Source organism: Roseateles sp. GW821-FHT09G09 (genome assembly GCF_059415965.1).
This window is the reverse complement of the sequence record NZ_JBWKOG010000003.1, coordinates 333,202-359,516: the sequence shown is the minus strand read 5'-3', so window position 1 is coordinate 359,516 and position 26,315 is coordinate 333,202. Positions and strand designations below refer to the sequence as shown.

Here is a 26,315-nt window from a genome sequence, read left to right as displayed (position 1 = left end):
TTAGAACACGAAGTCGACGGCGACGCTGTAGACGCCGACGCGCTCGTTGTTGAAGCCCGGCTGGACGTTGTAGAACTGGCCGGCGCCGGTGGTCTTGATGCTGTCGTACTGGGCCTTGAGGGCGACGTTGCGCCAGGCGTCCCAGCGCACGCCCAGACCGATGGTCTTCTGCGGCGTGCTCTGCGCGGCGGTCACCGCATCGACGACGGCGCGCAGCGGCAGGCCGCCCACGACGACCGTGCCCGGAATCGTGTTGTTGACGTTGCTGCTGTCGGTCTTCTGCTGCGACAGGGTCGCATACGGCGTGAACTTGCCGACGCGGTAGCCGACCGTCGTGTACCAGCCGGTGGTGTCCGGCACGAACGAGTCGTTGCGGCGCTTGGTGTACTCGGCGGCGACGACCCACTGGCCTTCGTCGTAGGTCAGGCCGACGCCGGAGAAGCTGGCGTCCTTGTCGGTCGGGTCGATCTCGTTGCCCACGGAGGCGAACGGCGTCTGGCGCAGCGCGCCGACCAGCGAGGCGACGGTGGCGCTGTGCGCGGTCAGCTTGCCCTGCGCATGGCCGACGCGCAGGTTCAGGCCGTCGGCCAGTTCGATGGTGGCGTTCACGCCGACCATCTTCTTGATCTCGAGCTTGGTCTGACGCACGTACGACGAGGCTTCGCCGCCGAAGGCCTGCAGCGAGACGCTCTTGCCGGCGACCTGCGTCGTCCAGTTCACGTCGACGCCGTCGAAGTGGCTCACCGGCACCTGGCCGTAGACATCGATCGGCGGACGCAGCCAGGTGTTGGCATATCCCACGTCACGGAAGTCGGACACCGCGAAGAACGGCGCGCCGATGCGGCCGGCGCGGATCGCCAGGCCCGGCGTGGCCTGCCACTTGGCGAAGGCCCACTCGACCTGCGGCGTCCAGTCGCCCTTGCCGGTCTGCTTGGTGAGCACCTGCACGGTGGCCGAGAACTGCGCGTTGAATTTCGCCGTGCCCTGCAGGCCCAGCTTGCTGTCGACCTCGCCACTGACCGTCTTGTCGGCACCATGGACCTGGCCGGGGATGACGTATTCCGCGCCGTCCTTCGTCGTGCCGGTCAGACCGACCGTGCCGAAGCCGGAGAACGAGAACATCGAGTCCGACTGGCCCTGCGCCTGCGCGCCGAACACCATCAGCGCCAGCGCCAGAGGCGTCATGCGCAAGTTCTTCACCACCATCATTGCAAGTACTCCTGTACAGCGTGAATGCCCAACGGGGCATGTTCTTTCGGCGAACCAAGTTGGGGCGCGGGTGCGCCTTTCGCCCGGTACGAAACCAGTTGTCGGCCTTGCGGAAGCCTTCTTGAGGCGGGTGCCCTGGGGGGCAGCCTCTAGAATCTGCCTGGCCTGCCGGAACCCGGCCAAACCTCACGAACCCATCCAAGACCCATGTACAAGCTCGTGCTGATTCGCCATGGCGAATCGACCTGGAATCTCGAGAACCGCTTCACCGGCTGGACCGACGTGGATCTGACGCCCACCGGGGTGGAGCAGGCCAAGCAGGCGGGCCGTCTGCTGAAGGAAGCCGGCGTCGATTTCGACGTGGCCCACACTTCGGTGCTCAAGCGCGCCATCTGGACCCTGTGGCACTGCCTCGACCAGATGGACCGCCAATGGCTGCCGGTGAAGCACAGCTGGCGCCTGAACGAACGCCACTACGGCGGCCTTCAGGGTCTGAACAAGGCGGACATGGCCAAGCAGTACGGCGACGAGCAGGTGCTCGTCTGGCGCCGGAGCTATGACACCCCGCCGCCGGCGCTGGAAGCGTCGGACCCGCGCAGCGAGCGCGGCGACATCCGCTATGCCGGCCTGCAGCCCTCGGACATTCCGCTGACCGAGTGCCTGAAAGACACCGTGGCCCGCGTGCTGCCCTACTGGAACGAACAGATCGCACCCGCGATTCTGTCGGGTCAACGCGTGCTGATCGCGGCCCACGGCAACTCGATCCGCGCCCTCGTGAAGTATTTGGACGGCATCGCCGACGAAGCCATCGTTGGCGTGAATATTCCCAACGGGATTCCGCTCGTCTACGAACTGGACAAGGACCTGAAGCCGATCAAGAGCTATTACCTGGGCGACGCCGAGGCCGCCGCGAAGGCCGCCGCCGCGGTGGCGAACCAGGGCAAGGCCTAAGAAGGCTCATGCTCAGGCTCCGGCGACGTCGCGCCGCGACGCGCAAGGCCTGTCCCTACTTCCGCCGCAGGGCCGTCGCCAGGAGCTCCGCGACACAGACGGCGTTGCTCTCGTGCGGCACGGCGTTGCTGCTCCAGACATGCCGCACGCCGGCCGCCCGCAGCGCCGGCAGCGCATCGCCGTTGAACAGCGCATGCGTCACCGCGACGTCGACGCTGGCCGCCCCGCGCTCGAGCGCCTCGCGCGCCGAGCCGATCAGCGTCCTGCCGGTCGACGCCATGTCGTCCAGCAGCACCACCGCGCGACCACGCACCTCCAGGTCGGGGAAGGCCAGCTGCACCTGCGTGTCGCCGAAGCGCACCTTGCGGCCGACCGCGTACGCCAGCTTGGCGGCGCGCGCCGCTTCCGCGACCCACTGGCCGGACTCCTCGTCGGGACCGACCAGCACCGCGCCCGGCACCTGCGCCGCGATGAAGCGCCCCAGCAGCGCCGCCGCCGACAGCGCCACACCCCGCCCCTTGGGCATCACCTCGTCCAGGCTCACGATGCGGTGCAGGTGCGGATCCACCGTCACCACACGGTCGAACTGCGTCGACAGCAGCGCCGAGATGTGTCGCTGGCTGACCGCCTCCCCAGGGGTGAACTCCATGTCCTGGCGCATGTAGGCCAGGTAGGGTGCCACCAGCATGAGGTGGCGGACTCCCCAGCCGCGCGCCGCAGGGGCCGCGATCAGCAGCTCGACCAACCGGTCGTTCGGTTGATGCTGCAATCCGCGAAGCACGATGATGTCGACCGGCAAGGGCTTCGGCAGGACCAGGCGCAGTTCGCCATCAGGAAAACGGTGGCGCGTGATCACGCCCAGGGGGCGGCCCAGCTCGCGCGCCAGGCGAGTGGCCAACTCCTGTTCATCTTCGAAACAAAGCAGCATCGGCGGATCCTCGCACCAATCCGGCCCCGGAGGGCATCCGGCATACCCGCGCTGGGCGAACTGAGTCCGGAGGTGGGGGGATATAGGGTCTTGGGGGACCGCCTACCTGCCGACGGGGGCGCGCTTGGCCGCCAAGTCATGAGGCCCCGGAGTCAAGCTCCGAAACCTCACGACTTGCCGTCCCCGATCGACCCAGGACTCAGGGCCTGGGGAGTGCGTTGTTGATTCGGTCCGAAAGAGCCCCCGCCAGGTGGCGGCGGTCAAGACCTTCGGTGGGCATTGCGGGGAGGGAACGCACTTCAACCGCCAGATCCTTCGCGGTCAGGATGCGCCAGAGGCTCTCCATCAGCGACATCTGGCCGATGTACGGCGCAGCGTCGCTGTACGGGACGTTGGGCTGATGCCAGCGCAGCGCCACCGGCTGCAGTGGCGTGTGCGTGCTGATCGCCGCCTGCAGCAGGTTGCCGTGCAAGGGCAGCAGGGGGTAACCGGCACCCGTCGTGCCTTCGGGGAAGACGGCCACGGTCTCGCCGGCGGCCAGCGCCTCCGCGGTCTTGTGCACGACGCGCAGCGCGTCGCGCTTGCTGGCACGCTCGATGTAGAGCGTGCCCACCGCCGTCGCCAGCGCCCCCACCAGGGGCCAGGTCGCAATGTCGGCCTTCGAGACGAAACGCGCCTCCGGCATCACCGCATGCATCGCGGCGATGTCCAGCCAGGAAATGTGATTCGCCGTGATCAGCCTCGGCGCGGGCGCTTGCGGCCCCTCGGACGTCAGCCGGACGCCCAGCACCCTCAGCAGCTTGGCCGACCACCAGCCGACGTGGCGCTGTCGGGTCAGCGGGTCGAAGCGCCGCCAGCGCACCTGCACGAGGTAAACGCCGTGCACGATGTGCGCCAGCATCCGCAGCGCACGCCACACGCCGACCAGCGCGCGCATCAGACGGTCCGCTCGGCTTCGGTGACCAGCGATTCGTAGGCGACCGTGCCGGCCACCAGCGTGTAGCGCACCCGACCCGGCAACTCGAAGCCGGTGATGTCGAAAGCGAACGGCGTGTGTTTGCCCTGGCTGACCAGGCGCTCCGGCGTCACCGCACCGCTGGCCTGCGCGTCGAAGACGACGACGTCGCCGACACCGCCTTCGACCAGGCGGCCCGCGCTCGCCGCCAGTGAGCCGAGCGCACTGCCCAGCACCTTCACCGGACGTGCCGTGATCGCGTCGAGCGCCTGCGCCAGCGACAGCCCTTCATCCTGACCCCAGCGCAGCGCCAGGCTCAGCAGCAGTTCCAGACCGGTGGCGCCGGGCGTGGCCTCCGCGAAGGGCAGCGTCTTCTCGTCGGCCGCGACCGGGTTGTGGTCGCTGACGAGCGCGTCGATCGTGCCGTCGGCCAGCGCGGCGCGCAGCGCGTCGCGGTCGCGTTGCTGGCGCAGCGGCGGCTGCAGGCGCATCGACGAATTGAAGTAGCCGATGTCGACGTCGGTCAGGTGCAGCGAGTTGATCGAGACGTCCGCCGTGATCGGCAAGCCGTCCTTCTTGGCCTGCCGCACGAGTTCGACGCCGGCGGCGCTGCTGATCCGGCACAGGTGGACGCGACAGCCCGTGACGCGGACCAGTTCCAGGATCGTGTGCAGGGCGATCGTCTCGGCCGCGACCGGCTCGCCGGACAGGCCCAGGCGCGTCGCCACGGCGCCGCTGGCCGCGACGCCGCCGCTCAGCCACGGATCCTGCGCATGCAGCCACAGCGTGTAGCCGAAGCTCGCGGCGTACTGCATCGCGCGCTGCACGGTCAGCGTGTTGCGGATCGGGACGTAGGCTTGCGAGAAGCCGACGCAGCCGGACTCGGTCAGCTCGGCCATCTCGGTGAGCGACTCGCCGGCCAGGCCACGCGTCAGCGCGCCCAGCGGGAACAGCCGGCAGCGGCTGAGCTTGCGGGCGCGGAACTTGAGCATGTCGACCAGGCCGGGCTCGTCGAGCGTCGGATCGGTATCGGGCGGGCAGACGAGGCTGGTGACGCCACCGGCGGCGGCGGCGGCGAGCTCGCTCTCCAGCATGCCCTCGTGCTCGTGGCCGGGCTCGCGCAGACGCGCGGCGAGGTCGACGAGGCCCGGTGCGACGACCAGGCCGGTCGCGTCGATGACGCGGTCCGCGTTGAAGTCGCCGACGTTGCCGAGGCCGACGATGCGGCCCGAGGCGATGGCGAGATCGCCGATCTTGTCGAGACCCGACGCCGGGTCGAGCAGGCGGCCGTTCTGGATCAGGATCTTCATGCTTCGTTCCCCGCCAGGATGGACATGACAGCCATGCGCACCGCGATGCCGAAGGTGACCTGCGGCAGGATGACGCTGTGCTGGCCGTCGGCGACGGTGGAGGAGATCTCCACACCGCGGTTGATCGGGCCCGGATGCATCACGATGGCATCGGGCTTGGCCAGCGCCAGTTTCTCGGGCGTCAGGCCGAAACTCTTGAAGTACTCGCCGGCGCTGGGCAGCATCGCGCCGCTCATGCGCTCGTTCTGCAGGCGCAGCATGATGATGACGTCGGCATCCCTCACGCCCTCGGCCATGTCGTGGCAGACGCGCACGCCCATGTCCTTGAGATCGCCGGGCACCAGCGTCTTCGGGCCGACGGCGCGGATCTCCGGCACGCCCAGCGTCGTGAGCGCGTGGATGTCGCTGCGCGCGACGCGCGAATGCACGATGTCGCCGACGATCGCCACGGTCAGGTTGGTGAAGTCCTTCTTGTAGTGGCGGATCGTGTACATGTCGAGCAGGCCCTGCGTCGGATGCGCGTGGCGGCCGTCGCCGGCGTTGACCACGTGGACATGCGGCGCGCAGTGCTGCGCGATCAGGTAGGGCGCGCCGGACTCGCTGTGGCGGACGACGAACATGTCCGCGTGCATCGCCGAGAGGTTGGCCACCGTGTCGAGCAGCGTCTCGCCCTTGGCGGTGCTGGAACGCGCGATGTCGAGGTTGATGACGTCGGCGGACAGGCGCTTGGCGGCGATCTCGAAGGTGGTGCGGGTGCGGGTGCTGTTCTCGAAGAACAGGTTGAACACCGACTTGCCGCGCAGCAGCGGCACCTTCTTCACCTCGCGGTCGTTGACCGAGAGGAAGGTGCCGGCCGTGTCCAGGATCTGGTGCAGCACGGCCTTGGGCAGGCCTTCGGTGGACAGCAGGTGGATCAGTTCGCCATGCTTGTTCAGCTGCGGATTGCGTTTGCTCAGCATGGGGTCAGTCCTCCTTCACATCGAAGCTGAAGCGGCCGTTGTCGCCTTCGTCCTGGCCCTTGACGAGGCTCAGGCGCTGGTTCGGGGCCAACGCGACACGCGCGGCGGAGAACACCGGCTCGATCGGCAGCTCGCGGCCGCCGCGGTCGACCAGCACCGCCAGCGTGACGCTCGCGGGGCGGCCGAAGTCGAACAGCTCGTTGATCACGGCCCGCGTCGTGCGGCCGGTGTAGAGCACGTCGTCGATCAGCAGGATGTGCCGGCCTTCGACCTCGAAGGGCAGCTTGGTGTGGTCGGCGCTCGCGTTCATGCCCTTGCTGCCGAAGTCGTCGCGGTGCAGCGCGCTGGAGATCACGCCGTGCTGGCCGGGCAGCTTCAGGTCCTGCTGGAGACGCTCGGCCAGCCAGGCGCCGCCCGACCAGATACCGACCAGGGCGCTGTCGGGTTGCAGCAGGCGCTGGACGCCGCGCACGAGGTCGGCGTAGAGCGCTTCCGCATCGAGGTGCAATGTGCTCATGGATGTTCCCGGAAGAATTGTTCGAGGATCAATGCCGCGCTCGCGGCATCGAGGTCGCGCGCGCCCTGCGACTGGGCTTCCACGCTGGTGTAGCGTTCATCGACTTCGACCACCGGCAGCCGGTAGCGGCCACGCAGTTGCCCGGCGAACTTGAGCGCGCGGGCCGTCATCTCGTGCGGCGCGCCGTCCGGATGGCGCGGCACGCCGATGACCAGCGCGTCGGGCTGCCACTCCTGGATCAGCGCGGTGATCGCGGCCCAGCGGGCGTCGCCCTGCTCGGTGAGGGTCCGCAGCCCGCGCGCGCTCCCGAGCAGCCGGTTGCCGGTCGCCACGCCGAGGCGCTTGGTACCGAAATCGAAACCGAGGGGGGAAACAAAGGCGGCGGGAGAAGAAGCGGAAGAGACCGGGCTCATGACGCCTCCTGGATTCATGCGTGGCCAGCCTCCTGGCTGAGCATGCGCGGATCGATGCCGAGCAGCGCGAGCGCCTTGTCGTAGCGCTCCTCGATCGGCGTGTCGAAGATGATCTCGGGCGTGGCGTCGACGGTGATCCAGCCGTTGCGACCGAGTTCCTCCTCCAGCTGGCCCGCGGCCCAGCCGCTGTAACCCAGCGTGATCAGCACGCGCTTGGGGCCCGCGCCGTTGGACAGGGCCTCCAGCACGTCGCGGCTGGTGGTCATCTCGAGTCCGCCAGGCACGGCCAGCGTCGCGCTGTAGTGGTTGCCCTGCTCGTCCAGCGCCTCGTGGAGCACGAAGCCGCGTTCGGTCTGCACCGGGCCGCCGAAGAACACCGGCCGCGCGGCCATGTCCAGGTCGGCCAGCTCGAGCTCGACCTTCTCGAACAGGTTGCCCAGGGTCAGCGAGATCGGCTTGTTGATGACCAGGCCCAGCGCGCCCTTCTCGTTGTGCTCGCACAGGTAGATGACGGAGCCGGCAAAGGTCTCGTCCACCATGCCGGGCATGGCGATCAGGAACTGGTTGGTCAGGTCGATGCGTTCCTTGGACATGGGCCGGATTCTATTTCACCGACACTCCCTCTCCATGAACGCCCTTGTCTGGTTCCGGCGCGATCTGCGCGCGGACGATCACGCCGCCCTGTTCCATGCCCTCAAGCATCACGAGCGCGTGTTCTGCGCCTTCGTGCTGGACACGGACATCCTGGACGCGCTGCCGCGCGCGGACCGCCGCGTGGAATTCATCGTCGACGCCCTGCGCGTGCTGGATGCGGATCTGGCGGCGCTGGCGCCCGGCGCCGGCCTGATCGTGCGCCACGGTACCGCCCGGGAGCAGATCCCGGCCCTGGCGGCTGAACTGGACATCGGCGCGCTCTACTTCAACCACGACGATGAGCCGGAGGCGCTGCGCCGCGACGCCGACGTGGGGGAAACGCTGCTCGCACGCGGCGTGCAGGTGGCGAGCTTCAAGGACCACGTCGTCTTCGAGCGCTCGGAGATCCTCACGGGTTCACGCAAGCCCTACGGCGTCTTCACCCCCTACAAGAACGCCTGGCTGCGGGAGATCACGCCGTTCTTCCTGAGCAGCTACCCGGTCGAACGCCACGCGGCGCATCTGGCAAAGGCGCCGCAACGGGGCGTGCCGTCGCTCGCCGACATCGGCTTCGAGCCGGCCGGCCTGGCGGCCGCGCTGTCCGGCGGCAGCGCGGGCGCACGGCGACTGTTCGACGAATTCCTCGAGCGCATCGACCGCTATGGCGAGACGCGCGATTTCCCGGCGGCGAAGGGCCCCAGCTACCTCAGCACGCACCTGCGCTTCGGAACGATCTCGATCCGCCGCCTGGCGCGCGAGGCCTGGACGCGGGGCCATGCCCCGGCGGGCGGCGAGGCCGTCAGCGCGGGCGCGCAGACCTGGCTGTCCGAGCTGATCTGGCGGGACTTCTACCACCAGGTCCTGCACCACCATCCGCAGGTGGTCGGCGCTGCGTTCCGGCCCGAGTACGACCGCATCGCCTGGGCCGACGGCCCCGACGCGGACGCCGACTTCGAGGCCTGGTGCCAGGGCCGCACCGGCTACCCGCTGGTGGACGCCGCGATGCACCAGATCAACGAGACCGGCTACATGCACAACCGGCTGCGCATGGTGGTGGCCAGCTTCCTCATCAAGGACCTCGGCATCGACTGGCGTCGCGGCGAAGCCTACTTTGCGGAGAAGCTGATCGACTTCGACCTCGCCGCCAACAACGGCGGCTGGCAATGGGCCTCGTCCAGCGGCTGCGATGCGCAGCCCTACTTCCGCATCTTCAATCCGGTCAACCAGAGCGAGAAGTTCGATCCGGAAGGGAAGTTCATCAAGCGCTACCTGCCGCAACTCGCGAAGCTGCCGCCCAAGCTCGTCCACGCGCCGTGGCTGGCGAAGCCGGTGGAACTCGCGGCCTGCGGCGTGGTGCTCGGGCGCGACTATCCGGAGCCGGTCGTGCGGCATGAAACCGCCCGGATGGCGACGATGGCGCGCTACGCCGTGGTGAAGGACCGGACCTTCCCCGACGCGTGAGCGTCGACGTGATCCGCCCACGCGGCGTCCTCGCGGTCATTGATAGGTGAGCGTCACGCTGACGGCATCGGTGTACGGCCCGCCGGGCGGCACGGTGGTCTGCCGGCCCGGGATGCGCGCGTAGACGGTGTAGACCAGCCCCGGCGACAGGCCCAGCGCATCGAGCAGCAGCCCGCCGCCGACCATCGTCCCGGTCGTGCCGTCGCCCCACACCGTCGTGTAGGTGTTGTCGATGTACAGGTTGTAGTTGAGCGAATTCGCTCCGAAGCTCAGCCGGCGGCTGGAGATGCTGGGCCCGCCGCCCTGGTTGAACGCGATCGTGAAGGGCACCAGCAGGCCCGCGACGCCTCCGCACTTCACGGTGACCGTTCCCGTCGAATCGGTGTTGCCGTACGCCAGCGGGTTGTAGTTGGCGAACAGCACCGACGTCGTCGTGACGTTGCACGAGCACAGGCCCTGGATGCACAGCGCATGCGCCGCGGGCGCCGCGCCCGTCAGCACCAGCCAGGGCAGCAGGCGAACAAGGCGGAAGGGTGTGGCGTTCATCGCGACTCCTTGGGAGTGTTTTTGGCGGGCTTCTCCGCAGGTGTCTCCGCGGGAGGCGCCGTGCCGGGTTCGCCCGGCTTGGGCGGCGTGCCCGTCGACCCGCGGGTGATCTTGCGACAGACCACGGTGCCCAGGTCCGGCAGTTCGGTCGCCTGGGCCGGCAGCCGCAGCTCGAGACGGCACGGCGTGCCGTCTTCGCGCCGTGCCAGCACCTCGCTGACCGCGTCGGCGCCGTCGACCAGCCCGGTCACGAAGGCCCGGCCGTCCAGGCCCATCGGGAATGTGCGCCTCGATCCGGCGACCTGCAACTCGGTCCCGGGCGGGAGCGGCTCGCCGGCCTCGTCGACGAGGCGGAAGGTCGCCGTGCGGCTGTGCACGATCGGGAAACGGATCAGCGCCGCGCTGCGCGCGGCCGGCATGACCTGCAGCTCCAAGGCCTCGATCTCCGCGTCCAGGGGCAGATCGTCGGCCACCACGCCGACGCGGTTCATCTGGTAGCCGCGCAGCGCCGGCAGGAATGCCCGCCCCTTCGCGTCGGTGCGCGCGACCGGCTGGTTGTCGTGAAGGATGCGCACGTTGGCCTGGTTGTCGACCTGCACCACCGCGAAGCCGCCGTCGATGCGCCGGCTCGCGTAAGCGCTGCCGTCGATGTAGGCGAGCCCGCCGCCCGCGCCGAGCCGCACGTCGGTCTGTCCCGCCATCCGCGAGACACCGCCGTCCAGCGCCACTACGTTGGTCTGCCATTGCGCCTGCGCCTGCTGGCGCCCGCGCGATTCCGTCAGCAACTGGTAGCCGACGCCCTCGCCGACCGGCGGATTGCTCTGCAACTGGACCTGCCAGAGATCGCGCGACTGCTGCCCGCCGCCGCGCTGGCCCTGCCACGCCGTCGAGAGGCTCTTGTTGCCGTCGAGCAGCAGGCTCCAGAAGACCGAGATCGCGGTCCCGCCGCCGTCGCCCGCCTTCAACGCGGACAGGCCGAAAAACCCCCAGCCGCCGAGGCTGCGGCTGGCGTTGAAGGACCACAGCTTGTTGGCCACCTGCAGCTGGCCCTGGGGGGCCAGCCGTTGCGGCGCGCCCTGGTGGACAAGGCCGAGGCCCAGGCCCCATTGCTTCCACGAGGTGCCGACGGACGCCGAGGCGCTCCACTTCGGCAGCACCGGGTTGCCGAGCTGCGTGAAACCCGCGGTGGCGCGCTTGACCTGCACGCCGCCGCTCCAGTCCATGCCCTGGCGCTCGACGCCCAGCGTCGCGAGGGCGCCGCGGCGTGCCTCGGGATCGTCGCTGCGGCTGGCCACGCCCGCCAGGCTCACCGTGCCCAGCGCGGGGAACAGCCACAGCCCGGTCGCGCCGAGCGCCTGCTGGCGCTGCGTCAGTTCGCCGCGCCACTCCTGCGTGAACCCCGGCGTGAGGCCGTTGCGCCAGGTGCCGGCCAGCACCGCGCGGCCGTAGCGGTTGCTGTCGATGCCGTAGTTCAGCCGCAGCCAGCCGGCCTCGACGCTGTAGGCCGAGAGCCCCGGCTTCAGCAGCGAGGGGCTGATGTAGTACGGCTGCACGACGACCTGCTCGCGGCCCAGCAGGTCCCGCACCACGGTGCGGATCTCCCCCTGGCCCGTGACCAGCGGCAGGTCGCTGATGTCGAAGGGTCCCGGTTGCACGCGCCCCTGCAGCCGCTGGCTGTTGTTGACGAAGACGTCCACCGTCGACGGCAGCGACGCCTCGCCGCGCAAGGTCGGCAGCGGAAAGCTCAGGAAACCCGGTCGCAACGAGAAGTCGGTGCTCCACTGCAGGCCGCCGAAACGCATCGCCTGGCCCCAGGTGCCCGGCTGCGCGATGCTGTCCCCGAGCCGCCAGCTGGTCAGGTGCTCGGGGCGGTCGATGGTCCAGCGCGTGTCCAGCCGCACCCAGCCGCCGCCCATGCCGCTGCGATACAGCTGCTGGTGGTTGAGATCCCCCCGCGGCGTCAGCACGCCGAGTTCGGTGACGCCGTCGACATTGCCGTCACCGCTCAGGCGCTTCTGCCATTGCACGTCGTAGTTGGCGTAGAGCCCGAAGGTCGACGGCAGGATCACCTGCGCGGCGGAGCGCGCCACCTCGATCTGCTGTTCGGAGAAGGCCTGGGGCGGCGCCTCGATCTCCAGCGTCTGGCTCAGCTCCTCGACGCGCCAGCGCATCAGTTCGCCGGGGCCCTCGCCGAGGATCATGTGGAGTTCGCCGTCGATCATCCGCGGCGGCAGCGCGGGCGGTCTGAATTTCAGCTCGGTCCAGAGCGCCTGCGGGATGGCGACGCCTTCAGGCACGCGCACCGCGCGCACCGTCTGCGGCTGCGGGATGCCGTTGATCTTCAGGCCCAGCAGCAGCGTCTCGCCGAAGCGCGGGGCCTGGACCAGCGCCTGGGCCGGATCGGAAGCCGCCGGCGCGGGCGCGGGCAATGGCGCCGTCGGCGGGGGTTGCTGGGCTTGCGCCGCGGCAGTCACGCACAGGCAGACCGCCGCGGGCAGCAGGCGGGGTTCACTTGCCCGTTGCACCGGCCGTGACCTGCTGCAATCCCTGATCGGTCATGACCTGCAGATTGCCGGGAGGCCCGGCCGGCGTGGGAATGCGGTAGCTGCGCTGTTCGCCGGGGAACACCACACTTTGCGCCCCCGGCACCGCCATCGACTTCACCTCGCCATTGGCGGCGGTCAACCGCAATTCGCTGACCTTCACATGCACGTTGCCGGCGTTGGTCACCGTCGCCACCGTCTCGCCGCTGCTGGCGCGCTGCACGCTCCAGCTCGAGTCCCGCCGCACCTGGTTGGGCGCCACGTAGACCGGCACCCGCAGCGCCACCAGCACCCGCACGGCGCCGGTGACCTGCGTGTCGCCGCCGGGGCGCGCCACCGGGACCTCGCGCAGCACCATCCGGTAGGTCGCCTCCTGTTGCAGGTCGGGCGGACGCCGCAGCCCCACGCGCAAGACCTGGACCTGGCCGGCCTGCAGCGTGAAGATCGGCGGATTCACCAGCAGGTCCGTCGTCGGTCCGTCGACGTCCTGGCCGTTCTCGCGGGTCCAGCGGATGCCCTCGGCCTGCATCGTCACCGGCTCCGTGCCGTTGTTCTGGACCTGCACCGTCGCGCGGTCGTTCGCGCGGTCCAGCCGCACGTTGACCGGCATGATGCTGACGTCGGCGGCGCGAGCCGCCGATGTCGTCAGCAAGGCCACCGGCAAAACCATCAGCCAGGTCACCAGCCAGACCGCCCGCCGGACCGCCCGCATGGCCGTCATGCCCGGAGCGGCCACCCCCTGTCGCTTCGTGTTCATCGGCGTCACTCCTGTGTCTTGTTGTCCGATGTCTCCCTGGGCGTCCCGGCCGCCCGAAGCCGTCCTGCTCGCGCGCCGCCCGCGGGCGGCCGTCGATCGTGTTCAGTAGGTCACCGTCACCGTGACCGTGTCCGTGTACGCCCCCGGCACCGCGCCGGTCAGCGAGGGCACCTGCCCGTAGATCGTCACGTTCTGGACGCCCCCGGTGCCGGTGCCGCTGTAGACGGTGCTGCCGCCGGTGCTGTTGCCCCAGACGGAGGTCCGCGCCGCGTCCACATAGAGCTGGTAGCCGAGCGTGTAGGCGCCGTTGACCATCTTGCGCGCCGAGAAGTTGGCGGCTCCGCCGGCGTTGCTGCCGGCGCTCAAGGCGACGGTGTAGGCGGTGGTGGCGGTGCACTCGATGGTCAGCGTCGAGGTGCCGTTGACCGGTCCCGCGCCGATGGGATTGATGGCCGAGCCGAAGGCCAGCGTCGAGCCCGACACGTTGCACGCGGACGAGACCGTCGTCTGCGACGTCAGGGTGTTGGTCGCCGTGCCGCCGCGCGCAGCGCCGATCAGGCCGGCGAGCGCGACCGAGACCAGGAGCAGCGGGAGGCTTCTCCGCATCCGTGTCCCGTCAATGCACCACGGCGCTGCCCCTTTCGGGCAGTCGCGAGCCGTGGGCCCGGGCCTCCGCAAGGATGAGGAGTCCGCGCGCGGACACCGCGTCGCGGGGATAGACGGCGAGGCCGACATGGCTGTCCAGCCGCACCTCGTGGCCGCCCAGGTCGAAGGGATCGGCCAGCGATTCCCCGATGCGCAGCGTCAGGGCTTCCGCTTCCTGCGCCGAGCCGGCGCGCGAGACGACCAGCGCGAACTGCTCGTTGGCATGGCGCGCCAGCAGGTCGGCCGGGCCGGCGCAGCCCGCCATGCGGCGTCCGATCTCGACCAGCACCGGCGCCGCCGCCGCCACGCCCTGGCTGCGCAGCAGCGCATCCAGGCCCTTCAGCACGACGACCGTGACGGCCACCTTGCCGGCCTCGGCGTTGACCATGCGCAGCACCTGCTCCAGGCGCTCGAGCAGCGCGACCTGGCCGAGCAGACCGGTCACGGCATCGCGCAGCAGCGGCGACGGCCGATGCTGCCGGCCTCCGGCCAGTTCGCTCTGCAGCAGTTCATCGAGGTCGCCGAAGAGCGTCTCCAGGCCCGACCCCTTGTCGTAGAAGCCGTCGGCGCCCGCCTTCATGCACATGTCGCGGTAGGCGTCCATCGCATGGTGCGTGAGCATCAGGATGCGACCCCGGTAGCCCTTGGCGCGCAAGGCGCGCAGCACGTCGATCCCGGTCCCGACCAGCAGCGTCATGTCCAGCAGCACCGTGTCGGGCTGCAGCCAGTCGATCAGCGCGATCGCCTGCGGCGCCGAGTCCGCCTCGCCCACGACGCGTGCGCCGGGCATGTCCTCGAGCCGGCGTGCCAGGAGCCGGCGGATGGCCGACGAGTCCTCGACGAGAAAAATGTCCATGGAAGGATGCTCCGGATCCACGCGGCGACTGGTTGTCACCGCCTGTCCGGCATCTTGCGCGCGCCTTGGCGCCCACATCAGCGGCACCCCGCCCGAGCTGGTGTCGGGTTCCCTCCGCAGGATTTGTCGGGCGATCACCTACGTGCTCCGGCGCTTCACCGGATGTCGGTGAGACCGTGCTGGACGCAGTACTTCGTCAGCTCGGTGTTGTTGCGCCAGCCCGTCTTCTCCAGGATGCGCGCGCGGTAGGTGCCGACCGTCTTGGCCGACAGGTGCATGGTGTCGGCGATCTCGGCCGGCGTCTTGCCCGCCGCGATCAGCAGCATCACGCGGTGCTCCTGCGCTGACAACTGCTCGTGCGGCAGTTGTCCCGGTGTGGCGCCGCTCAGCAGCCCCAGCAGATGGTCCGCCATCGCCGCCGTGACGTAGCGCCCGCCCTGCAGCAGACGCTGGAGGGCGACGACGAGCTCGTCGGTCGCCTTGTCCTTCGGGAGATAGCCGGAGACGCCCATCTGCAGCAGGCGGGCCGCGTAGGCGGACTCCGCATTGAGGCTCAGCACCAGCACGGGCACGCCCTTGATCGCCCGCAGCATGCGGCTGGCGCCCTCGGTCCCGCTCGCGTCGGGCAAGGAGAGGTCCAGCACCAGCGCGTCCGGCTTGTGCGCCTGGCCGAGCTGCAGCCCCTCGGCAATGGTCGACGCCTCGTCGATCACTGCCTGGGGCCAGTAACCCTGGATCAATTGCTTGACCCCGAGCCGCATGATCGGATGGTCGTCAACGATCAGAAATCTCATCCCAACCCTCCTCGTTCTCCCGCCTCGCGCCGGCGCCACCGTTGGCGCCGTCCGCGTCCTCCGCTTCACCGCCATCGGCGCCCACCGGCACGCGGACGTCGATCCGCGTGCCGCGCTGGGGCGCCGGCCCGAACACCATCTCCCCGCCTGCGAGCACGGCGCGCTCCCGCATGTTCCGCAAACCTGACGCGTCGGCGCGCACGTGACCTGGACCCACGCCGTCGTCCTCGATGCGCAAGCGGTATTCCCCGTCCTCGAGGCGCGATTCGATCGTCAGCTGATGCGCCTGCGCATGCCGCAGCACATTGGTCGCGGCCTCCTGCAGCAGCCGGAACAACTGGTTGTGCTGCTCGGGCGTCAGCGCCTCGTCGGAGGCGAGGTCGACATCGACGATGAGATCGCTCTGGCGCTGCAGCCCTTGCACGTAATGCTGCACCGCCGCACCGAAACCGAAGTCGTCCAGCAAGGGCGGGCGCAGCGTGTTGGCAATGCGGCGCGCAGCACCGATGACTTCGTCGGCGATGCTCAGCATCTCCTCGTGCATCGGCTCCTTGGCGGGCGCGATCTTGCGCGCCATGGACAAGGCCAGCATCTTGGCCGCCGTGCCGAGCTGGCCCAGTTGATCATGAACTTCGCGGGCCAGGCGCCGCCGTTCCGCCTCGACGCTGCTGTCCAGTTCCGCGGCAAAGCTCTGGATGCGTTCCAGCGCCTCCGTCAGCGCGCGGGTGCGCTCGACCACGGCCCCTTCCAGTTGCGCATGGCTGTCGCGCAGGGCGCGCTCGGCCTGGTCGCGGCGCTCGCGTTCCATCCACAGCGCCGCCATCGCCACGGCCACCATCACGCCGCCGGCCAGCGGCAGCACCTGCGCCAGCAGCGTGGTCTCCTTCGTCTGGATCGCGACGGCCGTCTCTATCCCGTCGATCCGTTGTTGCTGCAAGGACTTCAACCGGCCGAGCTCGCCGCGGATCTCGTCCATCAACTGCTTGCCCGCCACATAGGCCTGTCGATCCCTCAGCGCGGATTCGCCGTCCTTCCAGCGACTCTCGACCTGACGCTCGACCTGGTCGCGGCGTTCGGCGATGAAGCGGTCCAGGCGCGCGAAGGCCGTCTCCTGCCGATCGCCCGAGCGCGCGAGCGCGGTCTTGAGCTCCGCATAGTGGGCGTCGAGATCGCGCTGGGCGCGCTCGTACGGCTGCAGGAACGCGGCATCGCCGGTGATCAGGAAGCCGCGCGTGCCGGTCTCGAGGTCGATCAGCAGCGCATTGAGGTCGGAGATGAGCTGCTGCGTGCGCAGCGCATGGGCACGCACGTTCTCCTGACGCGTCAGTTCGCCAAGACTGCGGTACTCGCCGTAGGCGGTGGCCACGAAAGCGACGCAGCCGGCCAGCAACAGGCCCGCAGCCACCGGAAAGGTCAGCATGCGCATCGAAGGTCCGGGCTTGCTCGCCCGTGTTGGTACAACCCTGTGGACGACGGCATCACAGCGATGACATCCGCGCCGACATCCACCCCAGTGCTTCTGTTGCTCGCGACGTGATGTCGCGCTTCTCGCAAGCCCCGCGTGCGGGGCCAGGTGCCGCGTCTCTCTGCGGAGACCGTTCACCTGGGCCTAACGCTAGAGTGGTCGCGCGGGAAAAGCAAGTCCCTGCTCACGTGCCGCGTGCCGGGAAAGCCACGTTCGCGCCTCTGAGGCCGCGCCAAGGTGCCCGGCATGCAGGCGTCGCGGGGTCAGGACTTGACGACCGTCGCATCCGTGGCGCCTGCGACCAGGACCGTTCACGGCGCCTGCCATCGCGCAAGCAGCGCCGCATGGCGACGCTGCCAGTCGCGCAGGGGCGCACCGTCGCCATCCAGCACCAGCCGCAGATACGCCAGGCTGAGCTCACGCGTGGCCGCCTTGACCTTCGGGTTGAGTTCCAGACCGCCGGTGTTCATCCGGTCGGTGAAGATGCTGTGCGAACCGCCGCTGAACATCGCCAGCGCCTTGTGCGGTCCGCCGATCGCGTCGAAGAGCGCCACGCGGTCCGCCGGGCCGCTGTAGTAGCCGGGGATGGTGATCTCGTCGTCGGTGGCGCTGATGTGCAAGGTGGGAATCGCGATGCCCGACAGGATGGGCGCGGGATCCCCTTCGCCGTAGAACGGCGGCGCGGAGATGAGGATCGCCGCCTTGAATCGGGGCTCGACCAAGGCCGTCGGCGGCGTGCCGGCGGGCAGTTCCGCCGATGCCGGCACCCTCGCTCCCGCCAGCAGCAGGCTGGTGTTGGCGCCATAGGAATGCCCCGCGATCGCGAGGCGCGCCGGATCGAGCCTGGGAGCCAGCGGTCCCGCGAGCAACTGGTTCAGCGCGAAGCGGACATCCTGGGTGCGATCGACGGCCTCTTCGCGCTGCGCCGCGTGCTGCAGACGCAGCACCAGGCTCAGCGAGTTGGACCAGCCGAAGCCGCCCGCCCACAGGCGGCGGTCGCTGCCGATGTGCTGCACGTGCATGGCGACCACGCCGTGCGCTGCCCAGTAGCTGCCGAGGTAGCTGTAGCCGCGGCGCGAGCCGCCCATGCCATGCGAGAACACCACGACCGGCCAGCCGCCGGCGGGGGCCTGGCCCTGGGGCCAGTAGACACGAACAGGCACCGCACGGTGGCGCGCGGGATCGATCCAGTCGAAGTCCTGCCAGAGGTGGCTGCCGTCGTCGGCGAGTTGCGCGCCCGGCTGCGCCGGCAGATCGGGGCCGCTCACCGGCGGGGGCGACGCGCAACCGATCAGCAGCGCCGAGAGCGCCGTCGCCGCCGAGGCGGCGAGCGCGGTCCAGCGCCACGTCCTGTTCACGATGTCAGAAGAGTTCGACGTCGCTCAGGTGCTTGGCCTCGGACATCGCGCCCTGGGCGACCAGCGTGGCGTGGCTCTGCACCTGGTTCCGTCCGGCGCCCTTGGCGTGATAGACGGCCTTGTCGGCGCGCTCGAAGGCGGCCGCCGGCGAATCGCCGCCGCGGATCTGCGTGAAGCCGATGCTGACCGTGATGCGGCCCACCTGCGGGAATGCGTACTGCGCGGTGTTGTTGCGGAAACGCTCGAAGGCATGGGCCGCGTCGGGCTCGTCCTCGCAGCGCATCAGCACGACGAACTCCTCGCCGCCGAAGCGGTAGAGCAGGTCGTTGAAGCGGAAGCTGCTGCGCATCAGGCGCGACAGCAGCAACAGGACCTCGTCGCCGATCAGGTGACCGAAGCGGTCGTTGATCGTCTTGAACAGGTCGATGTCGATGACGCCCAGCCAGTAGCGCGGATGCACGGCGGCATGCCGCCGATCCTGGCCGGCCTCGTCCAGCGCGGCGGCGTCGCTGGGCGCGCGCATCGGCAGCTCCGACACCGCCTTCAGGAAGCTCTCGTCGAAGGTCTTGCGATTGAGCAGGCCGGTCAGCGTGTCGCGCTCGCTGTAGTCCAGCAGGCCCTGGAAGTTGTGATAGATCCGCAGCACGCTCGACACCATCCGCTGCGCTTCGGCCTTGAGCCGGCGCGCGGTGTGCAGCTCCAGCACGCCGACGATCTCGCGCTCCGTGGCGAGCGGGAACAGCGTCACCCACTCCTCGCCTTCGCGCTGCTGCAGCACGCTGCGCTGCGTCAGGCATTCGAGGCGGCGGGGATGTTCGGCCAGGCGGGGGAGCGATTCGGGATCGACCCACAGCGAATCGGCGGTGGCGACCGAATCGCCGGACCGCAGTCTCGCGCGGGTCAGCCAGCGCTGCTGGCCGGGCTCGCCGACGCATCGGTAGATCGCGACCGCGGCCACGGGACCGTTGAGCAGATCCCGCAGCGCGGTGACGAGCGTGACGTCCATGACATCGCGGTCACGGAAGCCCGTCAGTTCGGCAAGATGGTCGACTACCCCGGACATGGTGTTTGCAGCGTGGAGGATGGATCCTGGCGCCGGCTACCCGATGTCCGGGAGGCCGGACGCTACGCCCTCGCCGGTTGAGCGGCGGACAGGTGCGAAGTGTATCGGGCGATCAGGCCCAGCAGGTGCTCTTCGTCATAGGGCTTGCCCAGGTAATCGTTGACTCCGAGCTGTTGTGCATACTCGCGATGCTTCTGCGCGATGCGCGACGTGATCATGATCACGGGCAACCCCGCCAGACGCGTGTCCGCACGCAGGTTGCGGACCAGGTCGAAGCCGTCCATGCGAGGCATCTCGATGTCCGACAGCACGACCGTGGGCAGCTCGTCGCCGCCCAGCCGCTCCATGGCATCGAGACCGTCCTTGGCCAGCAGCACGCGATAGCCTTCGCGTTCCAGCAGGCGCTGCGTGACGCGACGGACCGTCAACGAATCGTCGACCACCATCACCAGCGGCGCCAGCTGGACCTTGGCTTCTTCCACCACGTCCTGGCGCGCCGCCGCTTCGGCGTCGAGCACGCGCTGCTGCGCGGCATGACCGTAGCGGTTGGCCAGCGCCACCGGGTTGTAGATCAGCGCCACGTCGCCCGAAGCCAGCAGACTGATGCCCGCCAGGCCCGGGACCTGCATCAGCTGCGGGCCCAGGTTCTTGATCACGACTTCCTGGTTGCCCAGGACTTCGTCGCAGTGCAGCGCCAGGCGCTGCTGCGCGCTGTGCACCAGCGCCACCGGCAGCGTCTTGCCGTGGGCGAAGCCCCGGTCGCTGTGGCGCATCAGGCCGCCCAGCCAGTAGAAAGGCATGCGCTCGCCGGCCGCCATGAGCGAGCCGTCGACATAAGCCTGTTCGACCGTCTCGACCGGCAGGCGTTGCACCGACAGCATCAGGGCCGCGGGGACCGCGACCTTGCGGTCGCCGTAGCGCAGCACGACCACCTGCGTCAGCGCCGTCGTCAGCGGGACGCGCAGCTCGAAGCTCGCGCCCTGACCCGCCGTCGACTGCGTGAGCACGTAGCCGCCGAGGGTGTTCACTTCCGACCGGACCACGTCCATGCCGACACCGCGGCCGGCCATCTCGGTCAGCGCGTCGGCGGTGGAGAAGCCCGGCTCGTAGATGAGGTCCATCAGCTGCGAATCGCTGACGTCCTGACCCGGCTGGATCAGGCCCTGGCTCTCGCCGCGGGCACGGATCCGTTCCAGGTTCAGGCCGGCGCCGTCATCGCTGAAGCGGACCTGGATCTCGTTGCCTTCCTGATGCAGGTTCAGGACGATGCGGCCCACCGGGGCCTTGCCGGCCTGCTGGCGGGCGTCCGGCGTCTCGATGCCGTGGACCACGCTGTTGCGCAGCAGATGCTCGAACGCACCGGTCAGGCGCTCCAGCACGGCGCGATCCAGTTCGACGCCGCCGCCGCGGATCTCGAGCTGCGCCTGCTTGCCGCTCTCGCGGGAAGCCTGGCGCACGACGCGATGCAGGCGTTCGCCCAGGCTGCTGTCGAACTCCACCATCCGCGTGCGCAGCAGGTCGTCCTGCAGTTCGCGCGTCAGCCGGGACTGGCCGGCCAGTTCATCTTCGCCCGCCGCCACGTTGCGCTGCAGGCCGCGCTGGACCGTCGCCACGTCGTTGACGGACTCGGCCAGCATCCGGGTCAGTTCCTGGAAGCGGGTGTAGCGGTCGAACTCGAGCGGATCGAAGTCCTTGCCGGTGACCTGCGCGGCTTCCTGGCGAGCGGCAATGCGGGCCTCGGCCTGCAACTCCAGCTCGCGCAACTGCGTGCGCAGACGCTCCAGGTTGTCATCCAGGTCGCCCAGCGACGTGCGCATCTGGCCCAGCTCGGATTCCAGGCGGGCACGACGGATGGACACTTCGCCCGACAGCGCGGCCATGCGTTCCAGCAGCGCGCCGCGGACCCGCACCTGCGCGGCCGGGGCGACCGGCGCGCTCTCCAGCGGTTGGCCCAGGTCGGCGACTTCGCTGAAATGGGCCCAGTCGATCTCGATGTCGGCCGGCGGCGCCACGACGACGGGCGTCGGTGCCGGCGGCTCCACGGGAGCGGCTTCCTCGGCGACGGGCGGGGCGATCTCGGCGACCGGCTCGATCGCGGGTTCGGCGATCGGCTCCTCGACCGGTGCATCGGGCTCGACCACCGATGCGGCGGGAGCGGGTTCCACCGGTTCTGCGACCGCTTCGACCGAAGTCTCAGGCTCGGGAAGCTCGTCGTCCGCCGGCGCCGGAATCGCATCCGACCCTTCGACGGGCAACTCGACGACCTCGATCGGCGCCGCAACCGGGATCGGTGCGGGCGCTTCGACGACCGGCACAGCCGGTTCGACAGGCGCCATGGGCGCGGGAACCACCGGCGCCGGGTTGCGCCACGTCCGCTGCAGCGTCTTGAAACTGTGCTCCAGGCTGTCGCCGGCATCCTGCAACGCGAGCAGTTGCTCGAAGCGAGGTTCGCCCTCGGCCAGCAGGTGTTCAACCTGGGATTCCAGACGGTGCGCTTCCTCGCCCAGGCGCATCGCGCCGGACAGGCGCGCGCCCCCCTTGAAGGTGTGCAGGACGCGCATGCAGGCCGCCGCGCGACCGGTGTCCGCCGGTTGGGCCGCCCATTCACGCAGCGCGCCGTGCAGCTCGCCCAGCAGATCCTCGGCTTCCTCCTCGAAGATCGGCATCAGTTCCGGCTCGATCTGGTCGGGCTGGTTGAAGTCGAAATCGTCGTCGGTCGCTTCGGCCGCCCGGTGGAAGGCGGCTTGCGAGGTCGGGAAATCAGGCTCGTCCGGCACGACCGGCGACACCGGAACGTTCAACAGGCTGGCCGGCAGCGAGGCGGTGGAGACTTCCTCCAGCGACATGGCCAGCAGCCCTTCGTCGCTGTCGGCGTGGCCGTCGGGCAGCAGCGCGCCCGGCTCGAAGGCCTGCAGTTCGGCGACCAGGGCCGGATCCGCTTCCTTCAGGAAACCGGCGGCGAACTGATGCAGCAGGCGACGGATCTCATCCGCGGCGCGCTGGAAGAGCGTCGGGTCGCCCACCTCATGACCCTGGGCGCGGCCCAGGGCGTGTTCCAGGCAACGGGCGAGCGTCGACAGGTCGTCGAATCCGACCGTCGCGGCGCTGCCGGCCAAGCCGTGCGCCAGCGCTTCCCCGTCCTGCGGCAGCGGCGACTGAGGCAGCAGCGACCACTCGGTCAGTTCCACCTGCAGACGGCGCGAACGTTCGTCGGCCTCGTTCAGGAAGATGTTGAACAGCGCGATGCTGATGCGCAGCGGTCCGATGACCTTGACGCCTTCGTCGCTGTCCCCCGCGTCGATGTCCTCGTCGAGGGCGTCGATCGGACCTTCGGCGGCGGGCGGCGTGACCGCCGTGCCCCCCACCAGGCTCAGCGCCGGTGCCGCATGCGGCGCTGCCACGGCCGGCGTGCCCAGATCGAGATCCGGCAGTTCGAGATCGGACAAGCTGCGCGGCGACAGGCCTTCCGGCGGCGTGCCGACCAGTTCCTCACCCAGGTCCAGCGTCAGCGACAGGTCGTCAGAGGACGAGGTCTCGTCGATCGCCGTCACCGGCTCGGTATTCAGGTCCGAGAGATCCAGCAGGTCCAGCGCGGGCTCGTCCACCACCGGCGCGGCCGGCAGTTCGTCGAGCGGCATCGGCGTCGTGGCTTCGATCTCCACCAGCGGCGCATCCGTCGGCCAGCCCTCCGGCAGGTCCATCGCGAGCGTCGGCTCATCCGCAACCGTCAGCGTGGGTTCCAGAGCCTGCGTCGGTTCATCGTGGAAGACCGGCGGTTCGACGGCCGTCGGCAGTTCTGGCGTCGACGGTGCGTGCAGCGCGGCGGGCTCGACCACGTCGGCCACGGTCGGCAGCGACATCGTCGTGTCGAGCGCCGACAGATCGGCCGCGGACAAGGCGTCCAGATCGACCGAGGAACTCAATTCCGGCACCGTCCGGGTCAACTCGGGCAGTTCGCCCGGGAAGTCCAAGGACAGGCCGTCGTGGCGCACGGCCGGCTCGACGGCCGTGACGATGCCCAGGTCGGCCACCGGCAGCGGAGGCACGTCCAGCCCCTGCAGATCGAGGGCGGGCAGATCCTGCGAGGACAGGATCGCGCCTGCCGGGACCGGTTCGGCATCGAGCGTCGCCAGCAGGTCCAGCGCGGCCTGTTCGTCGGCGGCGGGCGCTTGCGCGGGGGCGACGACCTCGTCGGCCAGCGACAGTTCGGGAAGATCGGCAAGATCGACGGCCAGATCGAGTTCGTGCACCTCGTCGACGGCCGGCACCTCGACGACTTCAGCCACTTCCGCGACTTCGATCAGTTCGGGAACCGCGCCGACGTCGATGTGCTCGACGACCTCGGTCGCTTCAGGCAGAACGGCGACCGGCGCGGCCGCGTGAGCGACCGGCTCGGCCGACACCTGCAAGGGCAGGTAGCGGTTCTCCAGGCGCAGCGCGTCGGCCGACGCGCGGAACGGCGCGCTGTGGAAGCCATGCGGACGTCCGTCGGCGATCGCGGCGGCCCAGGTCTGGAAGGCGTCCAACGCCTCATTGCTGAAGCGCAGCAGGTCCGAGTCGGCTTGCGGATGTTCCGACAGCCGCTGGTTGTACAGCTGTTCGCAGGCCCAGCCGGCTTCGCCGAACTCGTTCAGCCCGACCATGCGCGAGCTGCCCTTCAGCGTGTGGAAGGCGCGACGCGCGGTCGTCAGCTGTTCCTTGTCGCTGCCGTTGCGGGCGAGCGCGGTCATCGCCTCGCGGGCGGTCGTCACGACCTCGGCGGCCTCTTCCAGGAAGATGCCCAGCATCTCCTCGTCGATGGCTTCCTCGGCCTGCGGGATGGGTGCGCTCGGCGCCTGCGCCGGAGGCGCCGCGGGGGCGGCGGCCTCGATGAACTGCTGCAGCGATTCGGCCGCATGGCTGCCCGCGGCGTCGCCGCCGGCCGACAGCAGCTGCTGTTGCGCCTGCTGCGCCGCCTGCGCCATGCCGAGATCGTCGGCGGCGCGGGCTTCGTGGGAGATCCGCTCCAGATCGCGGGCCAGTTCCTCGGTCGAGCGATCCCCTTGCGCCACGGCTTGCGCCGTCGCCTGCAACTGGTCGATCAACTGAGGCTGCGCCGCGGCGGCTTCCTCGACGGCCAGCGCCGGCTCGGCCTCGTGCTGTTCGCTCTCTCGGCCCACCAACGACTGCAGCAGTCCGGTGTCTTCCTCGAAGCGGAACATGCGCTTGGCCAGTTGCGGCTGCACGCTCAGCATGTCGATCAGGAAACCCAGCGCGCCCAGGTTGTGGGCGAGCCGGTCGAACTGCGCGCGGGGTCCCGACAGCGTCGGATCGACCTCGGTGTTGGCCAGTTCATCGACCTGGTCGCGCATCTTCAACGTCGCCTGCGCGGCCTGCGACAGGCCCAGCACGCTGAACACCCCCCGCATCGCCTGCAGTTGTCCCGGCACCGGGATCAGCAGGTCACGCTTGCTGGGGTCGCGGAAATACTCGTCGCACTGACGTTCGACTTCGGACAGGCTGGCGCGCAGCTCGTGGACGACGGAGCCCAGCGTCTGCCGATCGGCGACGCGGCGGTAGAGCTCCTCCATCCAGCTTTCGAGCGCCAGCGGCGCTTCGCCGTGGCCGACCGACTCGATGCGGCGGGCCAGGCTCTTCACGCGTTCGCCCTGCTCCGGCTGGTCGAAGGCCTCGTCCTCGAGCGCCGCCTCCAGATAGAGCATGGACGTGGCGATCTCCATCGCCAGCGCGGCTTCGGGCGCGCGGCCCGAACGCAGCGTCGCGACGACGGCACGACGCAGCGTGTCGCCCAGCACCTCGCCGCTCGGGAACAGCTTCTGCAGCGACTCGGCGACGTTGGCGAACTGCTCGTCCAGGCCGCCCAGGCGGTGGGTCTCGCCTTCGGCGGCGGAGGCCCACGATTCCTTCGCCGCGATGACGCGACGCTTGGCAGCCGCGACCCAGTTCGGATCGATGCGACCCAACGCGTCGTCGCGGTAGTCGACGGTGTCGGCCTCGACCAGGCCATAGGCCTGTTGCACCGCGCTCAGGCGCGGCGCGGAGCCGGGCTCCGCATGCTTGGCGGCGGCGGCGAAGAACAGCAGGTCCTTGGCCAGGCGCTCGGACGGCGCGGCATCGCTGCCCGCGCGCAGTTGTGCCAGCAGACGCGAGCCCAGGCGCTTGACCAGCGTGTCCACCGGGAGCAAGCCGCGCGATTGGGCCTCGAACTGGCCCGCGGCCAGCATCCACAGCGTCCGCGCGTTGGCTTGGGTCTGGGTGAGCGCCAGGCCGGCGCACAAATCGCTCAACAGCTGCCCTTGACCCGGCGCCGGGGCGCGCATCTGCTTCAGCAGCAGCGCCTCGAACGGCGTGCGCATCTGCTCGGAGGTCAGCGCGCGCACGCCGCGGTCCAGCGGGAGTTCACGCCAGCGGAATTCTTCGGTCCACAGGTCGGCCGGATGGATGCGGCCCGCGCCGTTGAGTTCCTGCAGCGTCTGGTAGGCGGGGAACAGCGCCAGCGAGCTCGGCTGGCCGCCGGCCAGTGTCTTGGCGATGAAGGCGAGCACCGCGAAGTCCGCGCGCTCGACCGCCTCGACCTCGGCGATGCTCACGCCGGCCGGGTTCTCGGCCAGACGGAACAGCGTCGCCTCGGCGGCGCGCAGCAGGTGCGCCGCGGCAGGCAGGCTGACCACCGCCAGCACGCCGGCGGCCTGGTGCATCTGCTGAGCCGCGCCTTGCAGGGCGGGACTGGGCTGGCCATCGCCGCCCAGCGTCGTCGACCGCGCATCGGCATCGCGCAGCACGCGGCGAAGGGCCTTGTGCACCGATTCCAGCGTGCGGCGCAGCTCCTCCTGGACCCAGGCCAAGGGGCTCAGGTCGGCGGGGAACTCGGATTCGCGCGTAAGGTCCATGCTCGCTCTTGTTCTCTTCTATTTGTCGACGCGGTGCGGGGTGATCCCTGTTCTACCGGTGT

General features: G+C 69.7%; 20 protein-coding genes. 2 read left to right on the top strand and 18 right to left on the bottom strand.

Annotated elements, in window-relative coordinates; translation table 11 throughout:
• On the bottom strand, positions 1-1,185 hold the full coding sequence (locus tag AC07O8_RS10055; protein ID WP_495047871.1) for a porin: 1,185 nt from the start codon (positions 1,183-1,185) through the stop codon (positions 1-3).
• A 231-nt stretch (positions 1,186-1,416) separates the two neighbouring features.
• On the opposite strand from AC07O8_RS10055, the gene gpmA reads away from it, so the two are divergent.
• Entirely contained in the window at positions 1,417-2,160 is a 744-nt protein-coding gene (gene gpmA, locus AC07O8_RS10050; protein ID WP_297526590.1) for a 2,3-diphosphoglycerate-dependent phosphoglycerate mutase, read from the top strand.
• 55 nt (positions 2,161-2,215) lie between these two features.
• Here the strand turns inward: gpmA and AC07O8_RS10045 are convergent, their stop codons facing one another.
• The 7 genes from AC07O8_RS10045 to AC07O8_RS10015 all read right to left on the bottom strand — a co-directional run bounded on the left by AC07O8_RS10045 (position 2,216) and on the right by AC07O8_RS10015 (position 7,835).
• Entirely contained in the window at positions 2,216-3,088 is an 873-nt protein-coding gene (locus tag AC07O8_RS10045; protein WP_495047870.1) for a ribose-phosphate diphosphokinase, read from the bottom strand.
• Between the two features lie 199 nt (positions 3,089-3,287).
• Positions 3,288-4,025, bottom strand: coding sequence for a lysophospholipid acyltransferase family protein (locus AC07O8_RS10040; protein WP_495047869.1), 738 nt, complete (start codon positions 4,023-4,025; stop codon positions 3,288-3,290).
• Positions 4,025-5,353 (bottom strand): dihydroorotase, encoded by a 1,329-nt coding sequence (locus AC07O8_RS10035; protein WP_495047868.1) that lies wholly within the window; start codon positions 5,351-5,353, stop codon positions 4,025-4,027. Before AC07O8_RS10035 ends, AC07O8_RS10040 begins: the two co-directional genes overlap by 1 nt.
• A complete protein-coding gene (locus AC07O8_RS10030) occupies positions 5,350-6,312 on the bottom strand; it encodes an aspartate carbamoyltransferase catalytic subunit (protein ID WP_331615559.1) in 963 nt (320 codons plus the stop codon). Before AC07O8_RS10030 ends, AC07O8_RS10035 begins: the two co-directional genes overlap by 4 nt.
• A gap of 4 nt (positions 6,313-6,316) precedes the next feature.
• A complete protein-coding gene (pyrR, locus tag AC07O8_RS10025) occupies positions 6,317-6,829 on the bottom strand; it encodes a bifunctional pyr operon transcriptional regulator/uracil phosphoribosyltransferase PyrR (RefSeq protein WP_495047867.1) in 513 nt (170 codons plus the stop codon).
• Positions 6,826-7,242 carry a Holliday junction resolvase RuvX gene (ruvX, locus tag AC07O8_RS10020; protein ID WP_297526578.1) on the bottom strand — a complete coding sequence of 139 codons (417 nt, stop codon included), beginning with the start codon at positions 7,240-7,242 and terminating at the stop codon, positions 6,826-6,828. The genes pyrR and ruvX overlap by 4 nt, the downstream gene beginning before the upstream one ends.
• A gap of 14 nt (positions 7,243-7,256) precedes the next feature.
• Positions 7,257-7,835: a YqgE/AlgH family protein gene (locus AC07O8_RS10015; protein ID WP_495047866.1), complete on the bottom strand. Its 579-nt coding sequence runs from the start codon at positions 7,833-7,835 to the stop codon at positions 7,257-7,259.
• Positions 7,836-7,869: 34 nt separating this feature from the next.
• Between AC07O8_RS10015 and AC07O8_RS10010 the strand changes: the two genes are divergently transcribed.
• Positions 7,870-9,336 carry a cryptochrome/photolyase family protein gene (locus AC07O8_RS10010; RefSeq protein WP_495047865.1) on the top strand — a complete coding sequence of 489 codons (1,467 nt, stop codon included), beginning with the start codon at positions 7,870-7,872 and terminating at the stop codon, positions 9,334-9,336.
• A gap of 36 nt (positions 9,337-9,372) precedes the next feature.
• Here the strand turns inward: AC07O8_RS10010 and AC07O8_RS10005 are convergent, their stop codons facing one another.
• The 10 genes from AC07O8_RS10005 to AC07O8_RS09960 all read right to left on the bottom strand — a co-directional run bounded on the left by AC07O8_RS10005 (position 9,373) and on the right by AC07O8_RS09960 (position 26,253).
• Positions 9,373-9,882: a spore coat protein U domain-containing protein gene (locus tag AC07O8_RS10005; protein WP_495047864.1), complete on the bottom strand. Its 510-nt coding sequence runs from the start codon at positions 9,880-9,882 to the stop codon at positions 9,373-9,375.
• Complete coding sequence (locus tag AC07O8_RS10000) at positions 9,879-12,407, bottom strand: fimbria/pilus outer membrane usher protein (RefSeq protein WP_495047863.1); 2,529 nt, start codon at positions 12,405-12,407, stop codon at positions 9,879-9,881. Before AC07O8_RS10000 ends, AC07O8_RS10005 begins: the two co-directional genes overlap by 4 nt.
• Positions 12,391-13,182, bottom strand: coding sequence for a fimbrial biogenesis chaperone (locus AC07O8_RS09995; RefSeq protein ID WP_495047862.1), 792 nt, complete (start codon positions 13,180-13,182; stop codon positions 12,391-12,393). The genes AC07O8_RS10000 and AC07O8_RS09995 overlap by 17 nt, the downstream gene beginning before the upstream one ends.
• 102 nt (positions 13,183-13,284) lie before the next feature.
• On the bottom strand, positions 13,285-13,788 hold the full coding sequence (locus AC07O8_RS09990) for a Csu type fimbrial protein (protein WP_495047861.1): 504 nt from the start codon (positions 13,786-13,788) through the stop codon (positions 13,285-13,287).
• A 10-nt stretch (positions 13,789-13,798) separates the two neighbouring features.
• Entirely contained in the window at positions 13,799-14,683 is an 885-nt protein-coding gene (locus AC07O8_RS09985; protein WP_495047860.1) for a response regulator, read from the bottom strand.
• Positions 14,684-14,838: 155 nt separating this feature from the next.
• The gene (locus tag AC07O8_RS09980; protein ID WP_331615100.1) at positions 14,839-15,477 is read right to left on the bottom strand and encodes a response regulator transcription factor; all 639 of its coding nucleotides are present in this window, start codon (positions 15,475-15,477) and stop codon (positions 14,839-14,841) included.
• Complete coding sequence (locus tag AC07O8_RS09975; RefSeq protein ID WP_495047859.1) at positions 15,458-16,903, bottom strand: CHASE3 domain-containing protein; 1,446 nt, start codon at positions 16,901-16,903, stop codon at positions 15,458-15,460. Before AC07O8_RS09975 ends, AC07O8_RS09980 begins: the two co-directional genes overlap by 20 nt.
• 350 nt (positions 16,904-17,253) lie before the next feature.
• Positions 17,254-18,300: an alpha/beta hydrolase family protein gene (locus tag AC07O8_RS09970; RefSeq protein WP_495047858.1), complete on the bottom strand. Its 1,047-nt coding sequence runs from the start codon at positions 18,298-18,300 to the stop codon at positions 17,254-17,256.
• A 4-nt stretch (positions 18,301-18,304) separates the two neighbouring features.
• Positions 18,305-19,363: a GGDEF domain-containing protein gene (locus tag AC07O8_RS09965; protein WP_495047857.1), complete on the bottom strand. Its 1,059-nt coding sequence runs from the start codon at positions 19,361-19,363 to the stop codon at positions 18,305-18,307.
• Positions 19,364-19,425: 62 nt separating this feature from the next.
• Entirely contained in the window at positions 19,426-26,253 is a 6,828-nt protein-coding gene (locus AC07O8_RS09960; protein WP_495047856.1) for a hybrid sensor histidine kinase/response regulator, read from the bottom strand.
• Positions 26,254-26,315 lie beyond the last annotated feature (62 nt).

Bases quoted from the DNA above. Each gene is read 5' to 3' on its own strand.
- AC07O8_RS10055 (WP_495047871.1), bottom strand. From the start codon at position 1,185: ATGACGCCTCTGGCGCTGGCGCTGATGGTGTTCGGCGCGCAGGCGCAG.
- gpmA (WP_297526590.1), top strand. From the start codon at position 1,417: ATGTACAAGCTCGTGCTGATTCGCCATGGCGAATCGACCTGGAATCTC.
- AC07O8_RS10045 (WP_495047870.1), bottom strand. From the start codon at position 3,088: ATGCTGCTTTGTTTCGAAGATGAACAGGAGTTGGCCACTCGCCTGGCG.
- AC07O8_RS10040 (WP_495047869.1), bottom strand. From the start codon at position 4,025: ATGCGCGCGCTGGTCGGCGTGTGGCGTGCGCTGCGGATGCTGGCGCAC.
- AC07O8_RS10035 (WP_495047868.1), bottom strand. From the start codon at position 5,353: ATGAAGATCCTGATCCAGAACGGCCGCCTGCTCGACCCGGCGTCGGGT.
- AC07O8_RS10030 (WP_331615559.1), bottom strand. From the start codon at position 6,312: ATGCTGAGCAAACGCAATCCGCAGCTGAACAAGCATGGCGAACTGATC.
- pyrR (WP_495047867.1), bottom strand. From the start codon at position 6,829: ATGAGCACATTGCACCTCGATGCGGAAGCGCTCTACGCCGACCTCGTG.
- ruvX (WP_297526578.1), bottom strand. From the start codon at position 7,242: ATGAGCCCGGTCTCTTCCGCTTCTTCTCCCGCCGCCTTTGTTTCCCCC.
- AC07O8_RS10015 (WP_495047866.1), bottom strand. From the start codon at position 7,835: ATGTCCAAGGAACGCATCGACCTGACCAACCAGTTCCTGATCGCCATG.
- AC07O8_RS10010 (WP_495047865.1), top strand. From the start codon at position 7,870: ATGAACGCCCTTGTCTGGTTCCGGCGCGATCTGCGCGCGGACGATCAC.
- AC07O8_RS10005 (WP_495047864.1), bottom strand. From the start codon at position 9,882: ATGAACGCCACACCCTTCCGCCTTGTTCGCCTGCTGCCCTGGCTGGTG.
- AC07O8_RS09995 (WP_495047862.1), bottom strand. From the start codon at position 13,182: ATGAACACGAAGCGACAGGGGGTGGCCGCTCCGGGCATGACGGCCATG.
- AC07O8_RS09990 (WP_495047861.1), bottom strand. From the start codon at position 13,788: ATGCGGAGAAGCCTCCCGCTGCTCCTGGTCTCGGTCGCGCTCGCCGGC.
- AC07O8_RS09985 (WP_495047860.1), bottom strand. From the start codon at position 14,683: ATGGACATTTTTCTCGTCGAGGACTCGTCGGCCATCCGCCGGCTCCTG.
- AC07O8_RS09980 (WP_331615100.1), bottom strand. From the start codon at position 15,477: ATGAGATTTCTGATCGTTGACGACCATCCGATCATGCGGCTCGGGGTC.
- AC07O8_RS09975 (WP_495047859.1), bottom strand. From the start codon at position 16,903: ATGCGCATGCTGACCTTTCCGGTGGCTGCGGGCCTGTTGCTGGCCGGC.
- AC07O8_RS09965 (WP_495047857.1), bottom strand. From the start codon at position 19,363: ATGTCCGGGGTAGTCGACCATCTTGCCGAACTGACGGGCTTCCGTGAC.
- AC07O8_RS09960 (WP_495047856.1), bottom strand. From the start codon at position 26,253: ATGGACCTTACGCGCGAATCCGAGTTCCCCGCCGACCTGAGCCCCTTG.